This is a genomic window from Mariprofundus ferrooxydans PV-1 (assembly GCF_000153765.1).
In the GTDB taxonomy this organism is placed as follows: domain Bacteria; phylum Pseudomonadota; class Zetaproteobacteria; order Mariprofundales; family Mariprofundaceae; genus Mariprofundus; species Mariprofundus ferrooxydans.
This window is the reverse complement of record NZ_DS022294.1, coordinates 718,401-743,233: the sequence shown is the minus strand read 5'-3', so window position 1 is coordinate 743,233 and position 24,833 is coordinate 718,401. Positions and strand designations below refer to the sequence as shown.

The 24,833-nt window shown below is 56.1% G+C and carries 20 protein-coding genes; 13 read left to right on the top strand and 7 right to left on the bottom strand.

What is annotated here, in order from left to right; genetic code table 11:
* Positions 1-12 precede the first annotated feature (12 nt).
* The 6 genes from SPV1_RS03420 to SPV1_RS03395 are packed head-to-tail and all read left to right on the top strand — an operon-like array spanning position 13 to position 5,870.
* Positions 13-972 (top strand): divergent polysaccharide deacetylase family protein, encoded by a 960-nt coding sequence (locus tag SPV1_RS03420; protein ID WP_231288261.1) that lies wholly within the window; start codon positions 13-15, stop codon positions 970-972.
* Positions 969-1,616, top strand: a complete 648-nt coding sequence (locus SPV1_RS03415; protein WP_009849705.1) for a DUF502 domain-containing protein — start codon at positions 969-971, stop codon at positions 1,614-1,616. Before SPV1_RS03420 ends, SPV1_RS03415 begins: the two co-directional genes overlap by 4 nt.
* A gap of 41 nt (positions 1,617-1,657) precedes the next feature.
* A complete protein-coding gene (locus tag SPV1_RS03410; RefSeq protein WP_009849704.1) occupies positions 1,658-2,608 on the top strand; it encodes a nuclear transport factor 2 family protein in 951 nt (316 codons plus the stop codon).
* Positions 2,592-3,872 (top strand): L,D-transpeptidase family protein, encoded by a 1,281-nt coding sequence (locus tag SPV1_RS03405; protein ID WP_009849703.1) that lies wholly within the window; start codon positions 2,592-2,594, stop codon positions 3,870-3,872. The genes SPV1_RS03410 and SPV1_RS03405 overlap by 17 nt, the downstream gene beginning before the upstream one ends.
* Positions 3,869-4,987: a DUF484 family protein gene (locus SPV1_RS03400; protein WP_009849702.1), complete on the top strand. Its 1,119-nt coding sequence runs from the start codon at positions 3,869-3,871 to the stop codon at positions 4,985-4,987. The genes SPV1_RS03405 and SPV1_RS03400 overlap by 4 nt, the downstream gene beginning before the upstream one ends.
* Positions 4,974-5,870 (top strand): tyrosine recombinase XerC, encoded by an 897-nt coding sequence (locus SPV1_RS03395; protein WP_009849701.1) that lies wholly within the window; start codon positions 4,974-4,976, stop codon positions 5,868-5,870. Before SPV1_RS03400 ends, SPV1_RS03395 begins: the two co-directional genes overlap by 14 nt.
* Before the next feature lie 69 nt (positions 5,871-5,939).
* Here the strand turns inward: SPV1_RS03395 and SPV1_RS03390 are convergent, their stop codons facing one another.
* The 5 genes from SPV1_RS03390 to SPV1_RS03370 form a co-directional block, all read right to left on the bottom strand.
* The gene (locus SPV1_RS03390; RefSeq protein WP_009849700.1) at positions 5,940-9,017 is read right to left on the bottom strand and encodes an AsmA-like C-terminal domain-containing protein; all 3,078 of its coding nucleotides are present in this window, start codon (positions 9,015-9,017) and stop codon (positions 5,940-5,942) included.
* A 20-nt stretch (positions 9,018-9,037) separates the two neighbouring features.
* On the bottom strand, positions 9,038-9,667 hold the full coding sequence (locus SPV1_RS03385) for an MlaC/ttg2D family ABC transporter substrate-binding protein (protein WP_009849699.1): 630 nt from the start codon (positions 9,665-9,667) through the stop codon (positions 9,038-9,040).
* Positions 9,668-9,796: 129 nt separating this feature from the next.
* Complete coding sequence (gene mlaD, locus SPV1_RS03380) at positions 9,797-10,249, bottom strand: outer membrane lipid asymmetry maintenance protein MlaD (protein WP_026195409.1); 453 nt, start codon at positions 10,247-10,249, stop codon at positions 9,797-9,799.
* A 12-nt stretch (positions 10,250-10,261) separates the two neighbouring features.
* The gene (locus SPV1_RS03375) at positions 10,262-11,062 is read right to left on the bottom strand and encodes an MlaE family ABC transporter permease (RefSeq protein WP_009849697.1); all 801 of its coding nucleotides are present in this window, start codon (positions 11,060-11,062) and stop codon (positions 10,262-10,264) included.
* Positions 11,059-11,868: an ABC transporter ATP-binding protein gene (locus tag SPV1_RS03370; protein ID WP_009849696.1), complete on the bottom strand. Its 810-nt coding sequence runs from the start codon at positions 11,866-11,868 to the stop codon at positions 11,059-11,061. The genes SPV1_RS03375 and SPV1_RS03370 overlap by 4 nt, the downstream gene beginning before the upstream one ends.
* 108 nt (positions 11,869-11,976) lie before the next feature.
* Here SPV1_RS03370 and SPV1_RS03365 point away from each other — a divergent pair, with 108 nt between their 5' ends.
* From SPV1_RS03365 to SPV1_RS03340, 7 genes are all read left to right on the top strand, one after another.
* Positions 11,977-12,897: a branched-chain amino acid transaminase gene (locus SPV1_RS03365; protein WP_009849695.1), complete on the top strand. Its 921-nt coding sequence runs from the start codon at positions 11,977-11,979 to the stop codon at positions 12,895-12,897.
* The gene (locus SPV1_RS03360; protein ID WP_009849694.1) at positions 12,894-13,226 is read left to right on the top strand and encodes a hypothetical protein; all 333 of its coding nucleotides are present in this window, start codon (positions 12,894-12,896) and stop codon (positions 13,224-13,226) included. Before SPV1_RS03365 ends, SPV1_RS03360 begins: the two co-directional genes overlap by 4 nt.
* Before the next feature lie 127 nt (positions 13,227-13,353).
* Positions 13,354-14,742 carry a glutamate--tRNA ligase gene (gltX, locus tag SPV1_RS03355; RefSeq protein WP_009849693.1) on the top strand — a complete coding sequence of 463 codons (1,389 nt, stop codon included), beginning with the start codon at positions 13,354-13,356 and terminating at the stop codon, positions 14,740-14,742.
* Between the two features lie 115 nt (positions 14,743-14,857).
* Complete coding sequence (locus tag SPV1_RS03350) at positions 14,858-16,582, top strand: autotransporter assembly complex protein TamA (RefSeq protein ID WP_009849692.1); 1,725 nt, start codon at positions 14,858-14,860, stop codon at positions 16,580-16,582.
* Entirely contained in the window at positions 16,579-20,022 is a 3,444-nt protein-coding gene (locus SPV1_RS03345) for a translocation/assembly module TamB domain-containing protein (RefSeq protein ID WP_009849691.1), read from the top strand. The genes SPV1_RS03350 and SPV1_RS03345 overlap by 4 nt, the downstream gene beginning before the upstream one ends.
* A 41-nt stretch (positions 20,023-20,063) precedes the next feature.
* Positions 20,064-20,267, top strand: coding sequence for a hypothetical protein (locus SPV1_RS14790; RefSeq protein ID WP_081441962.1), 204 nt, complete (start codon positions 20,064-20,066; stop codon positions 20,265-20,267).
* 172 nt (positions 20,268-20,439) lie between these two features.
* Positions 20,440-21,396, top strand: a complete 957-nt coding sequence (locus SPV1_RS03340; RefSeq protein ID WP_009849689.1) for an AEC family transporter — start codon at positions 20,440-20,442, stop codon at positions 21,394-21,396.
* Between the two features lie 126 nt (positions 21,397-21,522).
* On the opposite strand, the gene SPV1_RS03335 is transcribed toward SPV1_RS03340, so the two are convergent.
* Entirely contained in the window at positions 21,523-22,614 is a 1,092-nt protein-coding gene (locus SPV1_RS03335) for an HD domain-containing phosphohydrolase (protein WP_009849688.1), read from the bottom strand.
* Positions 22,611-24,716: a PAS domain-containing hybrid sensor histidine kinase/response regulator gene (locus SPV1_RS03330; RefSeq protein WP_009849687.1), complete on the bottom strand. Its 2,106-nt coding sequence runs from the start codon at positions 24,714-24,716 to the stop codon at positions 22,611-22,613. Before SPV1_RS03330 ends, SPV1_RS03335 begins: the two co-directional genes overlap by 4 nt.
* Between the last annotated feature and the right edge of the window lie 117 nt (positions 24,717-24,833).

The following is a 24,833-nucleotide window of genomic DNA, read 5'->3' as shown; positions in this document are numbered from 1 at the left end:
GCAGGTTAACTGATGGCGCTCAGAAAGGGCCTCCCAATGTGGCTGGTGGTCACGCTGTTCCTGTTGCTGGCGGCTTTATTGGCGATCGCCATGATTTCGGAAATGAGCGACGTGCGCTCTAAAATGAGTGCGGAGCATACTGCTGCCCATCGGGCGCATCATGCTCCGGCTCATACCGTAGCCAGGCCGGAGACGACCCCACCGCTTGTAGATGAGCCGGTGCAGGCGCCGGAACCTGAAATAAGTGATGCGGGAAAGGCGGCAGGTATCGCCTTGATTCTGGATGATGCCGGCTATGATTTGCCGGAGCTGCAACGCATGCTCAAGCTCGGCGTGCCTGTGGCTATTGCGGTGATTCCGGATGCGCCATATGCCCGACAGGCAGCGGTCATGGCCCATCAGGCCGGACATGTCGTGATGTTGCATCTGCCGATGCAGCCGGTCAGTGAAAAATACAGTAGCCGCATGAGCGATGCCTTTCTGACAGATCAGATGAATGAGATGCAGTTGCGCCGTACATTTATCAATGATCTGGCACTGGTGCCCTATGTCGAGGGAGTCAACAATCATATGGGCTCAGCGCTGACTCAGCTGGAAAAGCCTATGCACTGGGTGATGCAGGTCTGTCTGGAGAAGGGGCTGTTTTTTGTCGATTCTGTCACCAGCGGTAAAAGTGTGGCCGGCCGAGTTGCGACCGAAATGGGGCTGGAACGAGGCAGAAGGCAATTTTTCCTGGATAATAATCTGGACACACCGGCGCTCAAAGCCATGTGGGAGAAGGTGCGTATATGCGCCCGCAAGGGGCATCGCTGTGTTGTGATCGGGCACCCGCACCGGCAGACCGTGACATTTCTGGAGAACAATATAAGTGCGGATGACCGGGCCATGATGGTGCCATTGAAGCGGCTGCTGCACCCGGCGTCGCTTCTGGCCAGGCAGGAGATGAACAGGATGACAGTGGCAAGGCCATGATTCTGTTGCGCAGGTATCTACTGGCCGGCGTGGTGGCAATGATGCCGCTACTGGTTGTGGTTGCACTGATCAACTGGTTGCTGGATATGTCGGACAAGGCGATTGCCTTGCTGCCGGCGGCCTACCACCCTGAACTGTTGCTTGGTATGGATATCCCGGGTATGGGCATTCTGTTGGCGCTGCTGGTTATTTTGCTGACGGGTGCGCTGACGAGCCATTTTGTCGGGCGGCATGTGATGCGCCTGATTCACGAAACCATGGAACGCATTCCATTGGTGCGTATTGTCTATAAAGCGACACGGCAAATGCTGGAGGCTGTGTTCGGCGATAGCTCAAAGGCATTCAGTGAAGTGGTACTGGTACCCTTTCCCACCAGCGACAGTATGGTGATCGGATTTGTTACCGGCAAAAAGCCGTTGCCTGTTGTGGCTGTGGTGGGTGATGCACCGCTTGCCGAGCGAGTCTCCGTGTTTGTACCCTCGACCCCGCTGCCGACAACCGGATGGCTGATGTTTGTTGAGCCTTCGCAGCTGGTACACCTGGATATGAGCGTGGAGGAGGGTATGAAGCTGTTGCTTTCCGGCGGGGCGATACAGGCAGACGAACAGGTGCATGATCAGCCGCGGCAAGAGGGGCATCAGTGAGCGAACTTGTACCTTGGGGCCGGTTTGCATACGATCTCCGTATGTTAAAGGCTTTTATTGCTATCATGATGCTATTGTCTGTGGTGTCGCTTGCGGGGACGGCAAGAGCGCAGCAGGCTGCCCCTGCAGTCACTTCGGATGGCAGTGCGGCTATCGCCCGTTATCAGGCGAAGGTCACTAAAGATCCGGGTGACTATGAGTCGTGGTTCGGTTTGGGTGTGGAGCAAGCCAAACAACGTCACTATCAGGATGCCATCACTGCCTTCCGGCAGGTTATCAGCCTGAAACCTGCACTGGCAGAACCGCATAATAATCTGGCGGTGATTTATAATGAACTGGGGGATCTTCGAGCAGCTGTGGCTGAGTTGGAAACGTCGCTGAAACTCAACCCTGCATATGCTACCGCCTATGAAAATATCGGCGATCTGTATGTGAAGCTGGCAGCCAATGCCTATAAGCAGGCGTTGCAGAAACATGATAGTGCCGAGCTCAAACAGCGTTATGCACGGTTGTTGCACGTCCATGATGCAGCTTCTCCGGCAAATGAATCAGTATCGGAGTCGCGGCCTGCGCTAACAGGCGAAGAGCGACAGACCGGGGCCCCGGCAACCCCGCCTGTCGCGGAGGCTGCGCATATCACACCGACATTGCCTGCCGAGGCGGCTGTATTGTCGGCGGTGGAGGCCTGGCGCTCAGCCTGGAGCAGGCGCGATATTAACGCATACTTTAACGCTTACGCAGATGATTTCGATACCGGAAAGCGGTTTAAAAATATTGCGGCATGGAAAAAATACAAGCGGTTAGTGATTGGGAAACGGGCATTTATCCGAGTGACGCTGGAGCATATCAAGGCGGTGCAACACGCTGATGGATTCCACGTGACGTTTACACAGCACTTCCGCTCTGATGCCTTTGACAGTGATGATCAGAAGGAGCTGCTGTTGAAGCAGATGCCTGACGGATGGAAGATTATACATGAAACGACTCAGTAACCTGACCGGATTCGGCCTGCTGGCGCTGATGCTCTGTATGCCGTTAACAGGCATGGCGGATGATGCCGGGGAATGGAAACAAGCTTCGATAGCACTACAGGATAACAGTGCGGCAGCAGTTACCAACCTTTCGACGCAAGAGCGTACTATACTGCAGGCTTCTCTGGCACTGAAGACAGACAAGCCGGGGCAGGCGTTGCGCCTGCTGGCCAGCGCTAAGGGCGGCAGCGATCCGCTGGTTGCATTGCTGGAGGCTGAAGCGCGTCGGCAGCAGGCCATTGCGGCCGTGCGCGAAGCCGGCGGTAGCGGCAAAGAGGTGCAGATGCTGGCATCTGCCGATCTCAATCGCGGGCTGGGTGAGGCGGATGCGCGTCTGAAGGCATTTATGGACAGGCTGGACCCGATTAGCGGTGAGCCGGTTGATATTCTGCAACCGGGCCCCGATGTCGCCAGTATATTCATGTTCGACAAGGCGCGCAGCCGTATGTTTGTCTATCAGCCGGGAGAGGATGGCCGGTTGAAGAAAATCACAGATGAGTATGTTGTAACCGGTTCAGTGAAGGGTGATAAGGAGCATCGCGGCGACGGACGTACTCCTAACGGCATATATCGCTTTATCAAAAAGCTGCAGGGCAAACAGTTACAGGCTATTTACGGGCCGATCGCTTTTCCTATCGATTACCCCAATGAACTGGATCGCCTGCATCACAAGGATGGCTCCGGCATCTGGTTGCACGGCTATCCTATGGATGTAAGCCGTCGTCCCCCGCAGGACACACGCGGTTGCTTCTCGCTCTCCAATAAACGTCTGCTGGCCATGGCTAAACATGTGAGCCTGGGCAAGACATGGGTCGTGGTTGGAGAAAACCTCCGCTTTGGCCATAGCGACGATAAACAGAAACTACTGGCCTCCGTCAAGCAGGATATCGAGTCCTGGCGTCACGATTGGGCGACATTGAATACCGATGCTTACCTCTCCCACTACCATCCCGAGTTCCACTCCGGCACGCGCGATCTGGCTGCATGGAAGGCGTACAAGCGCCGGGTCAATGCAGGCAAGGCATTTATCGATGTCAGCCTGAGTGATATGACACTGATCCATGATCCCAACCGCTGGCCGGAAGGTGAAGTGGTGGTGGCTGAGTTTGTGCAGCATTACCGCTCCAGTAATTATGCCGATTCCGGTCGAAAACGCCTGTATCTGGCGCGCTCGGATGCAAAGAGTCACTGGAAAATCCTGCTTGAGGAGACTCTGGGCAAGTGATCTCCAAGGTGCCGAATGACAAGGTTAAAGACTTTTCTGATCGCCGTTTTGAGAAGATGGCGGATGAGAACCGTGAGCTGAAGTCCTATGTGGCAGAGGTGATGCAGCGCCTGCGTCAGAACGAGATGCTGTTTTCGCGCTTGTTTGAACTGGAGTCGCAGGTTCTCAAGGCAGCTGACCCGGAAGACCTCTGCTTTACCTTGCTGCGGGGATTGCGTTCGGGATTTGACCTGGATCTGGTGCGCTTCTGGCTGGATCGTTCCAGTTTTATGGGGGGGCATAAACTCGACGGCCTGTCCGACCGGGATCTGGTGTGGGTGGAGAAGGATGAAATCACCGGCATGGGCTTCTCCCGCAAGCCTGTCTGGCTGATTCAACTCTCATCAGAGAAACCGTTTGTCTGGCTGCAGACGCAGGATAGTCATCTCGGTTCACTGGCTTTGCTGACACTAGGCAATCCGGAGCATCCGTTTGGTGTGCTGGGGCTGGGCTCGGTGGATCGTGATCGTTTTGCACCCGACCAGAGCAGTGATTTTCTACAGCATCTGGCTCAGGTCATTGGCCTTACCATGGAACATGCTGTTGCTCAGGAGCGTCTGGCGCGCCTGTCGGTTACCGATACGGTAACAGCCAGCCATAATCGTCGTTTTTTGCAGCCGCACAGTCATCAGCGTCTGTCACAGTGGTTTGGTGTAGATAATCCGATTGCCTGTCTCTATCTCGATATTGATCAGTTCCGGAGATATACAGAGCGTGCAGGTGAAGAAGCCGGCGATCAGGCGCTTAACAGTGTATGCGGCGTGGTTCGCCAGTTTGTGCGTACCACCGATCCGCTGATTCGCATGGATGGCGATGAGTTTGTCCTCTTTATGCCGGGCATATCCGAGGCGAAAGCCAAAGAGATCGCCGGTCTTGTCGTGCATGGGGTTGCCGCATCCGATCAGCATGGGGCGGATGGCCTGACGATCAGTATCGGGGTGGCTTATTCCCGACCCGCTCAGGACATGACGGTCAAGGCGCTGATTGCTCATGCCGATCAGGCTATGTATGTGGCCAAGGCGCTGGGCGGTAACCGCTTTGAACTTGCGGATCAACAGTCCGATGGCTGCAGCTGACTTTCGGACCGCAGTCAGCGCATATCTGCAGGAGCTGGCTGAAGTGCGCCTGGCTTCACCCCACACCATTGCCGCTTATCGGCGGGATCTCGGCGCATTCGGCGAGCATTGCGGCAATATAGGGCTGCAACAGATTACCCGCCTGCAGGTGCAGGACTGGCTGGTGGTCGGGCATGCGAAAGGACTTGCAGCAGCAACGCTGGCGCGTCGACTATCCGCGCTTACGGGGCTGCTGGATAGTGCAGTGCAGGCCGGCATCTGTCCGGCAAATGTAGCTGCCGGGGTGCGGCCGCCAAAGAAGTCGGCACGCCTGCCACGTACATTGCCGCCGGAGCAGACCGCAGCACTGATGCAACCGACGCATGCCAGTGCCGACCGACGTGACCTGGCGCTGCTGGCAGTCATGTATGGCGCCGGCCTGCGTGTTTCGGAGGCGGTGGGGCTTGATCTGCACGATATCGACCTGCATAGCTGCGAATTGCGTGTATTGGGCAAGGGGAGCAAGCAGCGCATTGTGCCTCTGCCGACAACGGCTGCCGACCTGCTGGGCCAGTGGCTGGACGAACGCCTGCTGGGCCTTGTCAGGGATGAGCGGGCGGTGTTTCTTAATCGTTTTGGCCAGCGCCTGACAGCGCGCAGTGTACAGCGGATGCTTAAAACGCGTGCGCTGGAAAGCGGCGCTGATATCTCGGTCACACCGCACCGTCTGCGTCACTCTTTTGCCACACATCTGTTGGCCGGCGGTGTGGATCTGCGTGCGATTCAGGAGCTGCTCGGCCATGCCTCGCTTGCAACCACAGAGCGCTATACGCATCTGGATATAGCCAAACTTACCGAGGTATATGATCGGAGTCATCCGCGTGCCGGTCGGCGCGACAGTTGAAAAGGGCTGGTAGTATTCGACAGGTTTGAAGCGAAACAGGGAGCCTTGTGTCACCCTCGGGGAGGGTGACTATGGTTTGACAGCAGGTTTTTTGCCGCCGCCAAACCACTCATTGGGCAGGGCCAGCATGCGCTCGATCAGTCCCGGCGATGCCATGCCCGCCTGCTCGGGTGCAACCTCGTCGACCTGGGCATTGGTGAATGGGCCATGCATATAGTAAACCTTGCGCATCAGGCTGTGCGATGCACCACCGATGATATCGCGTAACAGCGGCACATGAGCCAGCAGCGCATCCAGATTTTGCAAGGGGCGCGCGATCAGGTAAAGGTCAATGGTGTCCTGATCAATATCCAGCTTGCCGTGACCGATGAGGTCAAAGGCAGTCGAGCGCATGGCGACATTACGGATGTGAATATCCTGGTTCTGTATGATGGCCTCCATCTGGAGACGGTCATATTTGATGCCGGGGCCGGTTAAATCATCGCGCTTGCCGAAGAGCAGCGCTGGCAGCTTGCTCAGGTTGATTGCCGCCAGTAGCGTCGTCAGGGAGCCTCCTTCCAGTATCCGCCCGTTATCCACGCGCATACGCAGTCGACCGTCCAACCCCTTCCACCATGGCATATCGCGCAGTATCAGGCCCTGGCCGGAAAAGAGCAGGTGCCCGCGCCCTCCCAGAAAGCGTTCAGAGAGGTGGCCGATCTTGACCAGATGACCGAAGTCTCCTTCCAGCTCGGCAAAGCCGCTCCAGCGCATGCCGCCGCTCTTTTCCGGCTCCAGGGTGGCAGACATCAGCAGATGCTGTCTTTCGACGCTGGCGGCTAATTTGCGCAGCTCCACCCGCCCCTGACCGGGCAGCGTAAAACGGGCGGCGACATCCATGATGTTCAGTTGTGATGTATGAATCTGCGCGGCTTCAAATTCGCCGATACTGCCGCTTTTGGATGCCAGATTTACCCTGACGCCGGACATGCTGGCCGCATCCCAGTCGAAACGGTCAATGTTGGCGTGCAGCACCCAGGGTTTGTCTGTCAGTTGCTCAGTGCCATTGAGTGATTCCGGGAGCGCGTTGCGGTTGAGGTAGCTGGCCTTCACATCTGCCTGCCACGCTTTGTTATCAAAGGGGACATTAATCGTCAGCGAGCCGCTGAATGAAGGCGTGTGGATATCCTGCAGCTGCGCCTTGATTCTGTTGCGGTTGATGCTCAGGGAGCCACCATAGAGTTTGAACACATTGCCCTGGCTCTTCAGGTTACTTAACTCGACGGTGGGAATGCCATCCACTGTTTTCAGCTCGCCGCGATAATGCAGCGCGAATGGCTCACCGATGTTTTTTTGCGAACCCAGCAGGTGTTTCCAGCCGGCCTGCTGCATATCCAGTATGCCCGACCAGTGACCATCGTAGTGCAGGGTTGAACTGATGCTGCCATCGACATCCGAAATCGGTATCTGATAACGGCTCGCCAGAGATGAGAGTTGACCCTGAATATGCGCATCCAGTGACTGCAGCTGCCACTGCTGCTTACTCCCGGCTGCCGATGGGCTGCCAGGTGCTGCTGTAAGCGACAGCGATGCATTCAGGTGGTCGGCCTGAATTTTCATTTGCTCCAGTGTCAATCCTGTGGCCTTATCCCAGCGGATGTCACCTGCAAGCAGGTCCAGGTCCTGACCTGCCATCGAAATATGCCATGTGCCCAGCGGATGCAATTCGGCAGATGCCTGTTTTGGTTCTGCGTCGTTGGGGTTCCACAGTAGCTTGAACGTGCCCTTCGTGCGTGCTTCGTTCCACTGCCAGTCAGTCGCGACGTCCGGTTCAAGCCAGTGCAGTAAGCCGGCCATATCGGCTTCTGCCTCTCCAGAGATATGCAGATCGAGTGTATTCCAGAGAATACGCAGTTTAGCGCTTGAAGTACCGAGGCCTCCGGGCAGTTCGGTTGTAATCTTCGCCAGCATGCCCTCCTGGTTAAGATCGACCTGTCCACGGGTGTGTTGCAGGTAGTCGTTACTGACCCCCAGAGCTATATCTGCATCGTCAATGGTTGCCCGCAGATGGTAACGCATGGCCTGCAAATCCTTCTCAGACGGCAGTTGCTGCAACGGGTTGGCCCATGCCAGCTCGAGTTCGCCCATCGCCTCACTGGCATGGCCTGCGTGCATCAGGCCTAACCAGTGGCTCCACTGTTCATCACCAGCCCCTTCCAGCCAGCTCCAAACTACTGGCATCTGGATTTGAGGGGATTCCGCCTGCATGCTGAGCTGCCCCTGCAGCCAGCGTCCGCTTGCAGTGATGTTGTTTTCTCCCAGTGACCAGACCAGTCGGTTGATGTCAATGCGTTGAGCTTGCAGTCCCTTGGCACTATTGATGGCTGTAATTTTGAGTCCTGCTTTCAGCCTGTTCAGGGCAACCTTGATTGGGGTGGTTTCCGGAGTAATGGTGACGGGATCTTTGGAGCTGAGTTCAAAATCGACCTGCCAGGTTTGCGGGTCACTGCGCTTTGTATGAAGAGTGGCTGACGGTGAACCCTGTATATCTTTCCGCACACTCTCCGGCAGCCAGCGGATATCTTTGCATTGCAGATTCAGCGTATTCAGCAGTCCGTCCGCATCGAGGCTGCCTGTCATATTCAGTGTAGGAGATGTGGCTTTCAGGCTGCGGTCCTTACCGTCGAGTGTTAGCGACATATTTTCAATCTTGCCCTGCCATTCACCGTATCGCCAGGTTACCTCGACATGATCCAGTAGTAGTTTTCCTGCAGGAGCCGATACCTCGGAGAGGTCGACTCTCGTATCAAGACGGCCGCCGCTCAGGCGTATCCGGTCAGGTGTGATATTGCCAGCCAATAGGTCTTGCAATGGAATCCTGACGGCAACATGGCCGTCGTGAAATGCCAGATGGCCGTCCCGGCTGGTGAAGTTCAGCTGATCGGCCTGAATCCAGAGAAAACCTGCCCAATACCAGGACAGTTTGCCCAGTTGCAGCTCTTTGAGGTTCAGGTCCTGCTGCAGATAGTTCTCTATACTCGGGCGAATATTGTCCAGCCCGGGCGCCTGCCAGTAGACCCATGCGACAAACAGGGTAGCCGCCAGCGACAGCAAAAGGAACACGCGCCGGCATGATGCCAGCGCGCGCTTCAGAATAGTGCCGGGCACAACCGGTTTCCCGGCTTCGGTCAGCTTTGCTCCTTACCTTTAAGGTCGGCGATTTTGTCCTGCAGGGTTTTGACGAGGGTTTGATAGTTACCGTTATCCAGTGTGGACTGGAAGTCCTGATAGAAGGTACGCACCATGCTGGTACCCTCAATGCGGATATCATAAACCTGCCAGCCGGTAGGGGTCTGGTGCAGGCGGTATTCCACCGGCGTTTCCCGCGTTCCGTCAATGACGGTTGATTTGACCCGCGCCTTGTCACCTTTCTCCTCAGCATTTGCAAAAACAATTTTCTGCCCTTTGTAGCCGCTCAGGCGATTGCCATAGGAGCGCTCAAGCAGTTCGCGAAACAGCTCTGTGAAATGTGCGCGCTCGTCGCTATCGATTTTTCTCCACGGCTTACCCAGGCTGCGACTGGCCATGGCGGTGTAGTCGAAACGCCCCTGTATCGCATGGCGGATCGCTTCGCGATCAGCAGCGGACATCTTGCTGGTATCCTTGCGCGCTTCGAGAATATGGACAATATCGTTAACCGTGCTTTCAATCACCGCCCGGGGACCTTCTTCGCCAGCAGTGCCTTCGCTGGCCGCCCAAAGGGGGGAAGCGAAGACAAGTGCCAGACAGCTTACAATTGCAAATTGAATACGTTTCATATGTATACTCCTGTATAACGTGTTGATATCGGGCATATGCAGGCTAACAGTCATGCTTATGCGTGAATATCGTATTTTTCGCGTGCCCGGCGCAAAATGTCATCCTGCAGTCAGTCGGGTGTGGGTTTGTTACTTGCCCTTGCCGCTGAAAATGTATTTGCTGATCAGGTCTTCAATATTGATCGCCGATTCGGTCTCCTCGATTTCGCTGCCGGGCTTAAGATAGGTTTCCGACGGCCCCTGCGTGATGCGCAGGTAGCGGTCGCCGATGATGCCCTTGGTGCGTACGGAGGCGTATGCATCCTCAGTGATTTTTACGCCATTGTTGATGCGCAAAACCATTTGGGCATGGTCGTTCTTGACCAGGTGCACGGCGTCTATGCGACCAATAATAACGCCGGCCATCATGATATCGCCGCCTTTGCGCATGCCGCCCACATCATCGAAATTCGCGACCAGTGTGTAGCCGGATTCACCCAGGCCGCCAACCTGTCCGAGTTTCAGGGCCATCCAGCCGATGGCCAGAATACCCAGAAACACGAATACGCCGACACTCATTTCGACACGTCTATATGGTTGCATGTTATGAACTCCTTACAGGTAAAACGAGGTGAGGATATAATCTAAAATCAGGACGGTCACGGATGACACAACTACAGCCTGAGTGGTGGCCCGTGCCACGCCTTCGGTAGTGGGTTCGGAGCGATAGCCCATGTAGGTGCAGATCATGCCGATCATGAAGCCGAATACCACAGCCTTGACCCAGCCGCCGTAAATGTCGTGCATGGTGACTGTTGAGACCAGCTCGGCCATGTAAGCGCCCGGGTTTACGCCCAACAGCTCTACGCCGACAATGTAGCCGGAGCCGATGCCGATCACATCAAAGATGGAGACCAGCAGCGGTACAGCGATGGTTGTGGCTACAATGCGCGGCAGCAGGATGCGCTGCTTCGGATTGATTGCCATCATTTCCAGTGCATCGGTCTGCTCGGTCACGCGCATGATGCCTATTTCAGCGGTAATGCTGGAGCCAGCCCGGCCGATCACCATGAATGCACCGAGCACAGGGCCTAATTCGCGAATGATCGACATGCCCACACCTGCGCCGAGCAGTGATTCCGAACCGAATTTGGCCAGCGTGTAATAGCCCTGCAGGGCCAGTACCATGCCGGTGAAGGCGCCGGTAATGATGATGATAATCAGTGAGCCGACGCCCAGTGCCGAGAGTTGCAATACAAAATGTTTGCCCTGCCACGGCCTGACGAAGAACAACGAGAGTGCACCGAGGCCGAGCATGGTGGCGTCACCGATCTGCTCGATTCCGCGCAGAGCATGTCGGCCCAGCCTGCCGAAGAATGTGGCCGTAGCCGACTGTTTGACAAATAAATTACTCATGATGCAAACCGTACCGTACCCGGTTTATGGGTCAGGTCATCAATATAGGATGTCGTGCTGCGTGAAAATGGAATAGGTCCGTCCGGGCGTCCATTCAGGAACTGCTGGACGCGCTCATCGTCGCTGTTTCTGATCGATTCAGGTGCTCCTTCGGCGATAATGCAACCCTGCCAGAGCAGAATAACGTGGTCGGCAATACCCAGCCCGGCGTCGACGTCGTGGGTTACGACAATCGAGGTCATGCGGTTCTTGCGCGAGGTCTCGCTAATCAGGTTGCTGATCACGCCTGCCGAAATCGGGTCCAGTCCCGATGTAGGCTCATCAAAAAACACCACTCTTGGGTCCATCGCCATGGCACGGGCAAAAGCCACGCGTTTGGCCATGCCGCCGGAGAGTTCTGACGGCATCAAATCTTCAAAGCCACGTAAACCGACCTGCTCCAGTTTCATGGAAACCATGGTGCCGATGACCGATTCATCCAGCTCGGTATGCTCATGTAGCGGGAAGGCGACATTATCATAGACATTGAGCGAGTTGAGCAGGGCGGAATACTGAAACAGCATGCCCATGCTTTCACGCAGTTCGTACAGACGCTTCACAGGCATGCCGCACAGATCTTCATCGCCGTACCAGATATGACCTGTGGTCGGCGCTTCGAGTCCGGCCAAAAGGCGCAGCAGGGTTGTTTTTCCTGAACCCGATCCGCCCATAATAGCCGTTATTTTTCCCGTGCTGATCTCAATATCAGTCGGACTGAGTGCGGTGACATCGCCGTAGCGTTTGCTAAGTTTTTCTCCACGAATCATGTCCGCAGACTAGCACGCCAGATTGCCAATGCACGCGCGCGCGCCCAAGGATGGCGCAACGGGTTGTCAGGCGTTACCTTTGGGGCACTTTTTTTCGGGAGCAGACAGATGAATTTTGCAGATCGTGATGGCTTGATTTGGTTCGATGGGGAAATGGTAGACTGGCGTGAGGCCAAGGTGCATGTGCTGACGCATACCCTGCATTATGGCATGGGTGTGTTTGAAGGTGTGCGGGCCTATCAGACCGATAACGGTACTGCTATTTTCCGTTTGCAGGCGCATACGGATCGCCTGTTCCGCTCGGCCAAAATCATGAATATGGATATGCCTTTTTCCAAAGAAGAGCTGAATGCAGCTCAGCTCGCCTCGGTACGTGAAAACGGACTGGACTCGGCCTATTTGCGCCCGATGGTGTTTTACGGCTCCGAAGGCATGGGTCTGCGCGCCGATAACCTGAAATCGCACGTCATTGTGGCAGCGTGGAGTTGGGGCGCCTACCTGGGCGCGGATGCACTGGAGCGGGGTATTCGTATTCGCACCTCTTCGTTTACCCGTCACCATGTTAATATTGGCATGTGTAAGGCCAAGGCCAATGGTCAGTACATCAATTCGATGCTGGCACTTTCCGATGCGCTGCGCGACGGTTATGACGAGGCGCTGTTTCTGGATGTGGACGGCTTTGTTACCGAAGGCAGCGGCGAGAACTTCTTTATGGTTTACGATGGTGTGATCTATACGCCGGAATTAACCAGTGCACTCGATGGTATCACGCGCTCGACAGTGATGCAGCTGGCAGAAGAAGAGGGATATCAGGTGGTTGAGAAGCGTATCACCCGTGATGAGGTCTATGTGGCCGATGAGGCATTTTTTACTGGTACGGCTGCCGAGGTCACTCCGATCAGGGAACTGGACGGACGTACCATCGGTTGCGGTTCGCGCGGCCCGATCACCGCAGTGCTGCAGAAGAAATATTTTGATGTCGTCCATGGTCGTAGTGACGAGCACCGGGACTGGCTGGATTTCGTATGATTCCCATCCTTAATGCGCTGGGCGGGATGCTCCATACGCTTGTCTATAGCCTGCCTGTAGGCTGGCTTCCCTATGTGGATGTTGCTCTGACAGTTATGACCGGTTTGAGCATGTTGCTTACCCTGTTGTATTTTCTCTATTTCGATAAATGGATTGGCGGGGTGATCTTTCTGGTGCTCTCCACATGCCTGTGGCTGATGACGCCTTCGGTGACTGAAGAGGTGCACCATCGACAGTTCTCCCTCATCAGTGGCAGTGAGGTGTTAAACGCCGTGCCTCCACATGCTGATAAAACTGTTGTTGCTGCACCCGCTCCGAAGACTCCCTGAGATCGCAGGAGATCAGTCCACAAGCTTAAGATAGCTCTGTCTGTATGCTTCGCATGGCAGGTACAGCTACATCTTTTCACCTCTTCCGGTTAGGCTGCGGCGCGGTTTTATTTTCGAGGAGATTTCCATGACTGTTCGTACCCGTTTTGCCCCTTCACCGACCGGCATGCTGCATATCGGCGGCGCCAGAACCGCGCTGTTCTCATGGCTGTTTGCCCGCCATCACGGCGGTGAGTTTGTACTGCGCATTGAAGATACCGATCGCGAGCGTTCTACCGATGAAGCGACTCAGGTGATTCTCGATGGTTTGACGTGGCTGGGGCTGGACTGGGATCAGGAGCCGGTGTTTCAGGCGGAGCGTCAGGCCGAGCACGTACTGGCTGTGGAGCAGTTGATCAAGGAGGGCCATGCCTACCGCTGCTATTGCTCGCGCGAAGAGCTGGATGATATGCGTGAAGCCCAGCGTGCCGCAGGCAAAAAGCCGATGTATGACGGTCGCTGTCGTCATCGTTCCGACAGGCCCGAGAATGCTCCTTTTGTCGTTCGTTTCCGTTCGCCCGATGAAGGCGACACCATCGTTAATGACCTGGTGCTCGGGCCGGTGGTGTTTCCCAATGCCGAGTTGGATGATCTGATCCTGCTGCGCACCGATGGCACACCGACCTATAACCTGGCTGTGGTCGCAGATGATTCGGCCATGGGTATTACGCATGTGGTACGCGGTTCCGATCATCTGAATAATACACCGCGGCAGATTCAGCTCTATCAGGCGCTCGGCCTGCCGATGCCGCAGTTTGCCCATATTCCGTTGATCCACGGACCCGACGGAGCCAAGATGTCCAAGCGTCACGGCTCGGTCGCGCTTACCGAATATCGCGAGCAGGGTTATCTGCCCGATGCGGTGAATAATTATCTGGCCCGGCTGAGCTGGTCGCATGGTGATGAAGAGGTCTTCTCCCGTGAGCAGCTGATTGAACTGTTCGATCTGGCGCAGGTGGGCAAGGCTGCCGCCCGTTTTGACCAGCACAAGCTGGACTGGCTCAACGGCCACTATCTGCATACTGCCTCGCCTGCCTCACTGGTTGATGAAGTTGCCCGCTTCCTGGCGCTCGATGTTTCGGCCGGCCCCGACCTGACGGCTGTCATCGGCTCACTGCAGGAGCGCTCGAAAAACCTGCTGGATCTGGCGGAAGGGGCCAGGTTTTTCTATGTCGCTCCGGCCGTTTATGATGAAAAGGCCGTCAAAAAGAATTTCAAAGATACAACATGGCCATTGCTGAACGCCTTTGTTACAGCTGTTGAGGCGATGAATGACTATTCGGGTGAGGCGGTGCATGCGCTGATTCAGTCGATTTGTGAAGCCGAAGGCGTGAATATGGGCAAGCTGGCCCAGCCGATCCGTATCCTGATCTCGGGCGGGCCTGTCTCTCCGCCGATTGATCTGACCCTCGACCTGCTCGGCAAGGCTGAAACAGTAAAACGCCTGCAAGCGGGCATGGCGGCATTGCAGCAGTAAGATCCGCCGGCCGGTGCACCCGTTTTGTGCCGGCCGCTTGTTAGCTGCAGTCGGCGATTGCCGTCAACTGTTTCATCGTTGTATTCCATGGCGCATTGCCCGATGATGCCCTGTCATGCATATATGTAGTCATGTGGGCAAGCCGCTGAATGCCGGTGTGCTGCTGCGTCTGTTGTTGCTGGCGGGGGCACTGCTGTTTTGCCTGCCTGCACTGGCTGATGATGCCAGCCGTATCGTCAATTCCCCCGTTGCCGTACCCGAATCCCTGTTCAGGCAGATGGACACGCTGCGGCTGAAACCGTCCGTCGGCACCGGTGTGGTGCGATATATGGCGGGACAGGATGCTGCGCTGATCCGGCAGTGGTTACGCAGTGAGGGATATCTGGATGCGAAGGTTACGCCTGTGCTGGAAGCAGGTGAAGCGCGCTGGCGCGTTGATGCCGGTGCCCTGTGGCGGATTCGCCACGTCGAAGTGTCACCCGCGCTCAGCACTCATGTGGCGGCACTACCGCATTCCGGCGATGCATTTCGCAGTGACGCTTATGAGCAGGCCAAATCGGCGTTGCGCTGGGCATGGCGCGATGCAGGCTATCTGAAGGCCGCATTCGACAAGGCTGTTGTCATTCCGGACAAAAAGACCCGGGAAGTGGATATCACCTGGCATATAGTGCCGGGACCGCTGTTTTATATTTCAACGATCCATGTTGACGGTGCAGCGCAGTACTCGGCCGATCTGGCTACTAGAATCAGCCAGTTGCAAGCGGGCCAAATCGTTACCCAACAGCGCCTGCAGGATGCGATGCAGCATCTCTCCGAAGACTCCCGTTATCAGCACGCAATGGTTGTGCCGCAGATGCAGCAGGCCGTCGGTAACCGGGTGCCGCTGCGCATCACAGTCAGTGAGGCAGGCTGGCGAAAACTCAGTGGTGATGTCGGTTATTCAACCGATGCAGGTCTGGGGCTGGGGGCCAACTGGGTGGATCGCAGCCTGTTACAGGGCAAGCTTGAATATGCGCTGCGCGCCCAGACGTCACGTACAACCTCCGGTGCGGGCGCTACGCTGAGAGTGCCCACGTGGCCGGAGTATGATCAGCAGGTCGGCATCGATGTAGACTATTTGCGCAAGAGTACGGACGGACGGCTCTACGACTCCGTTAGTGGCGGCCCCTTCTGGCAATGGAATTTCAGGCGCAAGGACTACCTGCGCCTGACACTGCAGGCTGAAAATGTGCGCGAAGCGGGAGCTCACCTGCTCACGCTCGGCCCCCGCATGGATGTGCGCTTCTCACATGAGCAGGGCGGACTGGTGCCGCTAAAGGGATGGCGTATGAACCTTGGCGCAGGTCTGCCGCTGCGGGTCAACAGTGCTGGACTCTGGGCTGTGTTTGATGCGTCTGCTCGCTACTTTTTCCGGCCAGTGAACTGGTTGCTGTTCTCCCCTCGCGCAGGTTACGGGCGCACGCTCAATTTGCAGGGCGTAGTTCCCAAAACATATCGCCAGTTTGCCGGCGGCGCCGCCAGTGCAAGGGGTTATTCGCTCGACTCGCTGGGTCCCATCGGCGCTGACGGCTTGGCTACCGGCGGGCTGATGAAAACATACGGCGGCGTGGATCTGGTGCTGATGCCTGAAGCAGAGCTGTTTTCGCCGCTGCTGTTCGCTGATGCGGCGAAAGTGTGGCAGGCCATTGGCAAGGCTGCGCCGACTGTGTTCTCGGCAGGTTTCGGTGTGATTATGCGCACTCCGGCAGGCCCCTTGCGTCTTGATCTGGCGATACCGCTGAACAGACGGCCGCAGGACAAGCGTTTCCAGTTCTACCTGACGCTCGGAGATGTGTTTTGATCCGATCGCGCCTGTTGCTTGCAGTTCTGGCTGTGCTGTCGATCTTTGTGCTCGCCGTGTCCGGTCTGTGGGGCTGGCTGGGTAGTGATGGCGGTCGCCGGTGGCTGGCCGATACCATTGCTTCTCAAAGCGACGGCCGTGTTGTTATACGGGCTTTAAGCGGGCACCCGCTGACGCAGATCAGTGCCGGCTCGCTGCTGCTTAAGGGCAACGGCGTGGAGATGACGGCCAGGCGGGTGACACTGGCCTGGTCGCCATGGCGGTTACTCTCGGGCGAGCTGAGCATCAGCATGCTCAAGGCCGACAGGATAGATCTGCGCAGCACTGCGTCAGCAGCGACCGGGCCGCAGGCGGCTGTAGCAGTGCCGCTCTACTCCGCCCGTCTGGACGCGCTGGATATAGGTGAGCTGAATGTCGAGCAGGGCGACGGCACGTCCACCCGGATTTCAGCTATCCGTCTCGATGGTTTTCAGCTGGGTAAAACCGTTGCCGGTCATCTGCAGGCAGAGCTGCCCGACGGCAATGTCACTGTTCAGCTTGCCGGGCAATTGGCCAACTGGCGCGCGGACGGGAAGCTTGCCAGCAAGGTCAGAGGAGAGGCCGCCTTCTCGCTTGCGGGTCACTACCTGCACGACGGTGAGGCGAAGCTGGAGCTTGTGTCCGGTGCTGGTGGTGCGCAGATGCAGGCGCTCTGGCAGCAGCAGAAGGGCGCACTGACAGCCAACGGGAAGCTAAAATTGCATGCCGATCGCGGTGCAATAAGCGGTGCCTGGAAATTTCATGCGCCGCTCGATTTTTCGCGTGCAGATATCTCCATGCATGCTGTGGCAAGCAGCGGTGCATTGCTGGCACGGACGATGCCGCTGGAGATCAGTGCGATATGGAAAAAGGAAAACTTCTCTGCCGTGATCAAGGAGCAGGAGCATGGTCTGAAGTTGGCGCTGGGTTATAGCGACGCGCTGCTGCAGGGTGATTTGACACTGACCGGATGGGACTCTCCACTAAAAAACGCGGCCGGGCGATTAAGTGGCAGTATGCACGGGAGCTGGCAGTCAGAGAGCGGGCAGTGGCGCCTGCAGGGTGATATCGACAAGGGCGAACTGGCAGGCCTGATTGCCGGTATACACATTGATGGTGAGGGCGATGCAGGCAGCTGGCAGATACGGCGGGCTGATATCCACGCACTCGGGCTGAAACTGGATCTTGCTGGCCAGGGTGACAGCCAGCGATTCAAGCTGACCGGCTCACTGGCCGGGACGGATATTGCGCCGGCGCTACAGTTTGTCGGCATTGATCAGGCGGCCGGCAATCTGCAGGCGGATATCGCTCTGGCAGGCAGTTATGCTGCCCCGCATGCGGATATCACGGCGAAGCTTCGCGGTGTGAAGCTTGCATCGGTGGCCATCGACAGGGTTAGTCTGAGTGGCACCTATGCTGCGAGCGCCGGCGCCTGTCATCTGGTTGCCGGCAATGTGTCGATAGATGGCCGGCGGGAGATGGAAAAGCTGGATATTACGGGCCGATTGAAGGCAGAGCGGCTGAGCCTGAAGTTCTCCTCGCAAGGACGACTGAAGAGTAGCGCCGGGGTGGCGGTCGGCATAGCCGACCCGACCCACACCACGATTGTGGTGACGGCAGCGCGCGTAAGCTATGCAAAATCCGAATGGCTGGCAGCTGACAGGCTGGCGCTGGATATTGACGGCAGCCACTTTCACCTGCCCGAGTCCGACATCCGCCTGCTGGGCTCAACAGGGACTGTCGCCTTTGATCTGTTGCCTGAGCGGATCAGCGGTAAACTGGCGCTTGCGGCATTTAATATATCCGGCAATGAACCCTGGCTTGCCGGAGTGCCATATCATCTTGCAACGCATGTAGCGGTGAAAGTGTCACTTGCCGGCTCGCCGCAGGCACCGACGCTTGTGGTGGAGCTCACCTCGCCGGCTTTGCGGGTCACTCATCCGATGTTTGCAACAGAGGCAGGTCGATCGCTGCTGCTCAGTGATGTCAGATTGAAACTGGATTACGGCCGGCAAGAGCTTGCCTGGCAGCTGCAGGCAAAAGCCCCGGCAGGGGGGAGGCTTGCAAGTAGCGGTCAGATGGCGATGACGTTTGTCGTGCAGCCGTGGCAGCTGGCCTTTCCCGATAAGCAGCAGGGCTCTGGCGCTGTATCCGTTAAGTTTTCACGGCTCTCCGATCTGCAGGCGCTGCTGCCTCGCATCGATCCGCTGAAGGGTAGCAGCAATATGAACCTGAGCTGGAGTATGCCGATGACGCTGCATAGTGCCAAAGGCAGCGGTGTGATCACGCTGGATGCTATCGGCATCCCCGAATTCGGGCTGGAGATGAAGGGTGGGCTTACAGCCGCACTGGCCGATGGCAAGCCGTCGGTTGATCTGCATCTGCACAGCGGTGATGGAGAGCTGGTTATCAGCGGCCCGCTGGATATCGACAGGCGAACGGTACCGGACCTGAAGTTCAAACGCTTTGCGCTGATGAATCTGCCGGATCAGCAACTGGTGGTCAGTGGTACGATCAGCGCATCCGAGCAAAAGAAGGTCAGTATCATCAAGGGCGCGCTGGAGGTGGTGAAGCTGCGTCTGGAGATCCCCAATCCGGTTGCCGGGCCGACAACCGACCTGCAGTGGAAGAGTGATTCGGTTGCCAGTGCCGGCAAAAAGAGGGTGCCGCTCTCGAAAGTGGATGTCGATCTGCTGCTCAGCGGTGATGCCGAGATTTACGGACGGGGCATGAGCCTGAAACCGACAGGCAAGCTGCATCTGGGTGGCAGCGTGACGCAACCGAAGCTTACCGGGGTGCTGGATCTGGCCAGCGGAAAAATTGAATTCCGCAGTGTGAAACTCGATATTCAGCCCGGCAGCAGGGTGGTGTTTTCCGGCGATCCGAAACGGCCGTCCATCTATGTCAAAGCCGCCCGCAAGATTGGCGATATTACAGCCGGGGTGATTGTCGAGGGGCCGGTTGACCAACTGACCACACAGCTCTATTCGCAACCGGCGATGTCTAATGCCGAGATCTTTTCCTATATTGCCACAGGCAGGCCGCTTGCCTCGCTGGGCAAGGATGGTGTCAGTGATATGATGACTGCTGCCGAGTTTCTGCTTGGTCCCGGCACGATGATGCAGGAGGTGCAGGGCAAGGTTGAGCAGGTGACGGGGCTGGATGTATTCGAAGTCGGCGGCGATGCTTCCGGCGGCAAGATACGGGCCGGTCGCAAGCTCTCGGACAAGGTGACGCTGACGGTGGATCAGACTGTATCCAGAGATGCGAGTACTGCATTGACCTTGCAATACATGTTGACCAAAAGTCTCTCCCTGTTCGGTCGGCAGACGGTCAATATGGCCCCTATGGTGGGGCTGCGCTACAGCAAGGAGTGGTTCGGCCCGGCAAAGGCGAAGCAGGAGCCAAAGCATGATAAGTAGACATCGCCCGGATTACGCAGGTCGGGTAAGCATGGTGCAGTATTAATACCGCGCTGCTCTATTGGGGGCTGCTGTTTGGCTCCATCGGCATTGGCTTTTTTATCTTTGGCAAGCGGCAGGGAAAGATTGTGCCGCTGGCCTGCGGCCTGATTCTGATGATCTTTCCCTATTTTATCAGTAATACCTATCTCCTTGTCGGCATCGGCAGCGCGCTTGTCGCGCTACCGTACTTTATCAGAAGTTGAATCAGGCAGCTGATTTCACACCGGTTGCCATGGTGCGGTAAATTGCACTCTGTCTCAGGGTAAACTACGCTCTGGTTAGCATAAAAGAATCAAGGCGAGGGGGAGAGGTGATGCAACTTGCAAGATCCGGCTGCCTGGCGCCCTCAGGCGTTGGAAGCAGGGTGGTGAACTGATGGATGCCATTCATCATTTGGTGAATTCGATTCTGGTGATTGCTTTTATTTATGCGCTGGCCCTTTTATTGCGAGAGAAAGGGATACTGACAGAAGATGATTCGCTGGTTCTGGCCCGTATTGTTACAGATCTGTGTTTGCCGGCCATTATTTTTGTGAGTCTGGCAAAGCAGTCAATCCGGCTGGATCAGGTGGCGCCGGCGCTGGTCATGCTGGGAGTGGAGCTTGCCTGTGTTGCCCTGGCCTGGGCGATCAGTGCATTGCTGAAGTTTAACAAGGCGCAGCAGGGAGCCATTGTTTTCTGCTCGGCATTCGGCTCTTCAACGTTTCTGGGTTATTCGATTATTATGCAGATGTTTCCGCATACATCCCAGGCACTTGGTGAAGCCGTTCTAATTTCGGAAATAGGCGTTGGCTACCCGATATTTATACTGGGCCCCATGCTTGCCGCCTATTTCGGTTCAGGCGAATCAGAAGCAAAATTACAGTGGAAGTCCTCGCTGGTTTTTTTCAGGTCACCCGTATTCTTTGCGCTGCTCACAGGTCTGCTTTGGGGGCACTTCCAGCTGCCCGGTCAGGAGAATGTTTTTCTGGCGCCATTGTTCCAGTTAGGCCATGTGCTGGCCTCTGCGCTGACTCCGCTTGCCATTTTATCGGTTGGCCTCATGTTCAGGCTGCCCCATCTGGGCAAGGTTATTATCGTGCCTCTGACAATAGTCATTCTGCTGAAGCTGATTATCAAACCGATGCTTGCCGGCGCCCTTTCAACCGGCTTTGGTTTTCCCGAACTATGGAAAGAGGTTCTGGTACTGCTGGCCGCCATGCCGCCGGCAGTTCTCGGCGCGGTGTTCCTGCGACGCTATGGAGGAGACGCTGCACTGGCATCGGCGCTGTTGCTGGCCGCCAGTCTGGTAAGTGGTGTGACACTTGTCAGTGTCTTCTGGATACTTGCCTAGGAGTCTGTCGGACTTATAAGAATAAAAGTGTCATTCCCTATTGGCGGTGTTAAACCGCAATCGGAGCGTCGATTGCCGTCAAAACAGCAGCGGTTTACTTTTCTTCCATTAAAAGTCCTCTTATAGTCAATCTGCGGCATTTGGCCCGGATAGCTGTGCTCTATATTTTTCGAAGATATCACAGAATATTTGGTGATTTTTTGTGAACGCTGCAAGGATAAGCGGGTCAAAATGTGCCGGCTCGGTGCGACCATCGCCGCAGGTAATAATCTGTACAGCCTTCTCGTGATCAAATGCGGGTTTATAGGGGCGCTTGCTGCGAAGCGCATCGTAGGTGTCGCAGATAGTCATAACACGCGCGGCAAGTGGAATGCTTTTCCCTTGCTTGCCCTCCGGATAGCCACCTCCGTCCCAGCGCTCGTGGTGATTGAGCGCAATCTCTGCCCCCATTTTAAGATAAGGGGATTTGCTTTTGCCAAGAATCTTTGCGCCCATTGTTACGTGGGTTTTCATGATCTCCCACTCTTCCGGTTCGAAGGTGCCGGGCTTGAGCAGGATATGATCGGGAATACCAATTTTGCCAATGTCGTGCATCGGGCTGGCAAAAAATATTTTGTCGACGAAGATTTCATTCAGGCCGAGCAGTTTGGCAAGGGCGCGACAATAATAGCTGATGCGCTGTACATGGTCTCCGGTATCCTCGTCTTTATATTCCGCTGCGCGCGTCATTGTGAAAATGGTTTCCAGATAGTTTTCCTGAAGGTCGGCAGTTCTTTCCTGTACACGTTGCTCCAACACGTCGTTGTAGCTGTGCAACTCCTTTTGTAGCAGGCTCATTTCCACCATGTTGTTCACGCGCGCCAGCACTTCGGGAACCTCAAACGGCTTGCTGATGAAATCCTTCGCTCCGGCTTTAAATGCGCGCAGCTTGTATGCCGGTTGAGCGGTAATCACCAGCACCGGAAGGTAGTTGTCCGGTTTGATTGCCTTTAGCCCCTCCATCACCTGGAACCCATCCATGCCGGGCATCTGCAGGTCGAGCAGGATCAAATCGTAGTTATTCTTGCGGTGAAGCTCGCAGACTGTGAACGGGTCCATTGTGGAGGTGATGGAATCATAGCCGGCTCCGCGCAGTATTCGTTCGAGCAGAAGAATATTGGCTTCCAGGTCATCGACGATCAGGATTGTGCCGTGAAGAAGGTTGGATGAATCAATCATGATAGCTTCGGTTCCTGTGCGCTCTTGGCAGAGTCTTTTTCTGCAAACCCCAGCGCTTCACTCAGTGCATTTATGAATTCATCGACCTTGATCGGCTTGGTGATGTAGCGGAAGAATCCCGCCTTCAGCCCTCTTTCGATATCTTCCGGCATGGCGTTGGCACTGATGGCAATGACGGGGATATGCGTGGTGGCCGGGTCTTCGCGCAGGATATTCAGGGCTTCGAAGCCGTTGATATCGGGCAGGTTGATGTCCATCAAGATCAAGTCAGGCAGGGCTTCGCAAGCAGTATCAATACCGCTATTCCCGGTCGCGGCAGTCAGCAGACTGATATTGGGGTGGCGTGCGGTGATCTGCTCGACCAGTTTCATATTTGCCGGGTTGTCTTCTATATAAAGCAGGGTGCATGGCCGCACTTCACGAGGCTCATGTGTTGGTTGAGCGGATGCCTCGGCATCATCACCCTCAATGGTGCTCTCTCTCTTGGTAAGAGCTGGCTCAGCAACCAATGCGAGTTCGAACCAGAACACGCTACCCGCCCCAAGGCTGCTTTCTGCACCAATAGTGCCCCCCATCAGTTCAACCAGGCGTTTGCTCACTACCAGGCCGACACCTGTGCCCTCCTCGCTGCCATTTTCCTGTCCGAGACGATTGAACGGCTCAAATAGCTGCTCCAACTGTTCCGGAGTCAAGCCTGCACCGCTGTCTTTGATGCTGATGCGTAGGCGTCCGGGCGCGCTCTCGGTGTACTCCACCTCGATCTCTCCCTTCGCGCTGTTGTATTTAATCGCATTGGTAAGCAGGTTAATCATAATCTGCTTCACCCGGGTCCGATCAGCGTGAATGAAATAGGGAGTATCGGATTGGGGGAAGGTCATGCGGATGCCACGCTCTTGCGCCTGTGGCTCGACCATGCTCTGGCATTCCAGCATGACTTCGGACAGCAATACAGGCTCTCGCGACAGCGGCACCTTCCCGGACTCGACCTTGGAGAGATCGAGTATCTCGTTGATCAGTGTCAGCAGATGCCATCCTGCCTGGAGGATCTGTGCAATACTCTCCTTTTGGCTATCCGTTGGCGGGGGGGATTCGGATTCCATCAGTTGGCCGAAACCGAGAATCGCGTTGAGCGGGCTGCGTAGTTCATGGCTCATGCTGGAAAGGAAATCCGATTTGGCGAGGCTGGCTTTTTCCGCCACAGACTTGGCGTCCTCCAACTCGACATCCAGGTGCTTGCGATCCGTGACGTCGCGTGCGGCGGCGAATACACCCTGTAATTTTCTGTCCCGGTCGTAGAACGTGGTTGCGTTGTAGGATACTACCGTTTCCTTGCCATCCCAGGCGCGCGCTGTGAGTTCGTAGTCGGTAACCTTTTTTTCGTTCAGTACCCGCTTGATACCCGCCTCGGCCCGCTGCGGGTCAGTGAAGAAGTTCTTCATCGGCGCGCCGATCAATTCGTCGCGAGTGCAGCCGGTGAGCGCTTCCATCTGTTTATTGACGTCGCTGATGATGCCGGATGGATCGGTAGCGATGATAGCGTCGATGTTGGATTCGATCAGTGATCGGGTGTAAAACTGTTGGTCGCGCAGGCGCTGGTCGAGCTTTGCCTGATCGGCTTCGACCTGTTTGCGCGCAGTGTTATCCGTGCCGATCAGCAGGTAGCCAATGATGTTGTTTTGAGGGTCGCGCAGTGCGGTGACCGACACTACTGCCGGGAATCGGCTGCCATCCTTGCGGATATATGTCAGCTCGTAGATATCCTCGATGCCACGTGTCGCCTTGAACACCAGAGCTTCGAAGCCCGGCGTGATCGGTGTGTCGAGTTCGGCGCTCAATGCCTCGGCACGGGCGATCAGTTCCTGCGGGTCGGAAAGATCGGCCGGGGTGATATTGTTCATTACGTCGGCGGCTTCATAGCCCAGCATGCGCTCGGCACCGACATTGAATATCTGTATGACGCCGTTGGCGTCGGTGGCAATGCTGGAGAAGTTGGCGCTGTTGAAAATCGCGTTCTGTAGCGCCTCCCTGAGTAGTGCCTTTGGTTGTCCGGCCTCGGGAATAGCATCATCTATGCCGGCTGTCTCGTTTGTTTGCCTGATCATAAATACATCTCTGAATATTCCCCCGTTTTAGCCATGCGGGGGGCTATGGATATATTGCGATTAGCTCACCGGTGATTTCTATTGTAGCTAAAGAAACCTGAGTTGCATAATTATGTA

Coding starts and splice junctions, on each gene's coding strand:
- SPV1_RS03415 (WP_009849705.1), top strand. CDS start 969: ATGATTCTGTTGCGCAGGTATCTACTGGCCGGCGTGGTGGCAATGATG.
- SPV1_RS03335 (WP_009849688.1), bottom strand. CDS start 22,614: ATGATTGATTCATCCAACCTTCTTCACGGCACAATCCTGATCGTCGAT.
- SPV1_RS03340 (WP_009849689.1), top strand. CDS start 20,440: ATGGATGCCATTCATCATTTGGTGAATTCGATTCTGGTGATTGCTTTT.
- SPV1_RS03410 (WP_009849704.1), top strand. CDS start 1,658: ATGTTAAAGGCTTTTATTGCTATCATGATGCTATTGTCTGTGGTGTCG.
- SPV1_RS03360 (WP_009849694.1), top strand. CDS start 12,894: ATGATTCCCATCCTTAATGCGCTGGGCGGGATGCTCCATACGCTTGTC.
- SPV1_RS03420 (WP_231288261.1), top strand. CDS start 13: ATGGCGCTCAGAAAGGGCCTCCCAATGTGGCTGGTGGTCACGCTGTTC.
- SPV1_RS03370 (WP_009849696.1), bottom strand. CDS start 11,868: ATGATTCGTGGAGAAAAACTTAGCAAACGCTACGGCGATGTCACCGCA.
- SPV1_RS03350 (WP_009849692.1), top strand. CDS start 14,858: ATGCATATATGTAGTCATGTGGGCAAGCCGCTGAATGCCGGTGTGCTG.
- SPV1_RS03375 (WP_009849697.1), bottom strand. CDS start 11,062: ATGAGTAATTTATTTGTCAAACAGTCGGCTACGGCCACATTCTTCGGC.
- SPV1_RS03385 (WP_009849699.1), bottom strand. CDS start 9,667: ATGAAACGTATTCAATTTGCAATTGTAAGCTGTCTGGCACTTGTCTTC.
- SPV1_RS03405 (WP_009849703.1), top strand. CDS start 2,592: ATGAAACGACTCAGTAACCTGACCGGATTCGGCCTGCTGGCGCTGATG.
- SPV1_RS03395 (WP_009849701.1), top strand. CDS start 4,974: ATGGCTGCAGCTGACTTTCGGACCGCAGTCAGCGCATATCTGCAGGAG.
- SPV1_RS03365 (WP_009849695.1), top strand. CDS start 11,977: ATGAATTTTGCAGATCGTGATGGCTTGATTTGGTTCGATGGGGAAATG.
- gltX (WP_009849693.1), top strand. CDS start 13,354: ATGACTGTTCGTACCCGTTTTGCCCCTTCACCGACCGGCATGCTGCAT.
- mlaD (WP_026195409.1), bottom strand. CDS start 10,249: ATGCAACCATATAGACGTGTCGAAATGAGTGTCGGCGTATTCGTGTTT.
- SPV1_RS03330 (WP_009849687.1), bottom strand. CDS start 24,716: ATGATCAGGCAAACAAACGAGACAGCCGGCATAGATGATGCTATTCCC.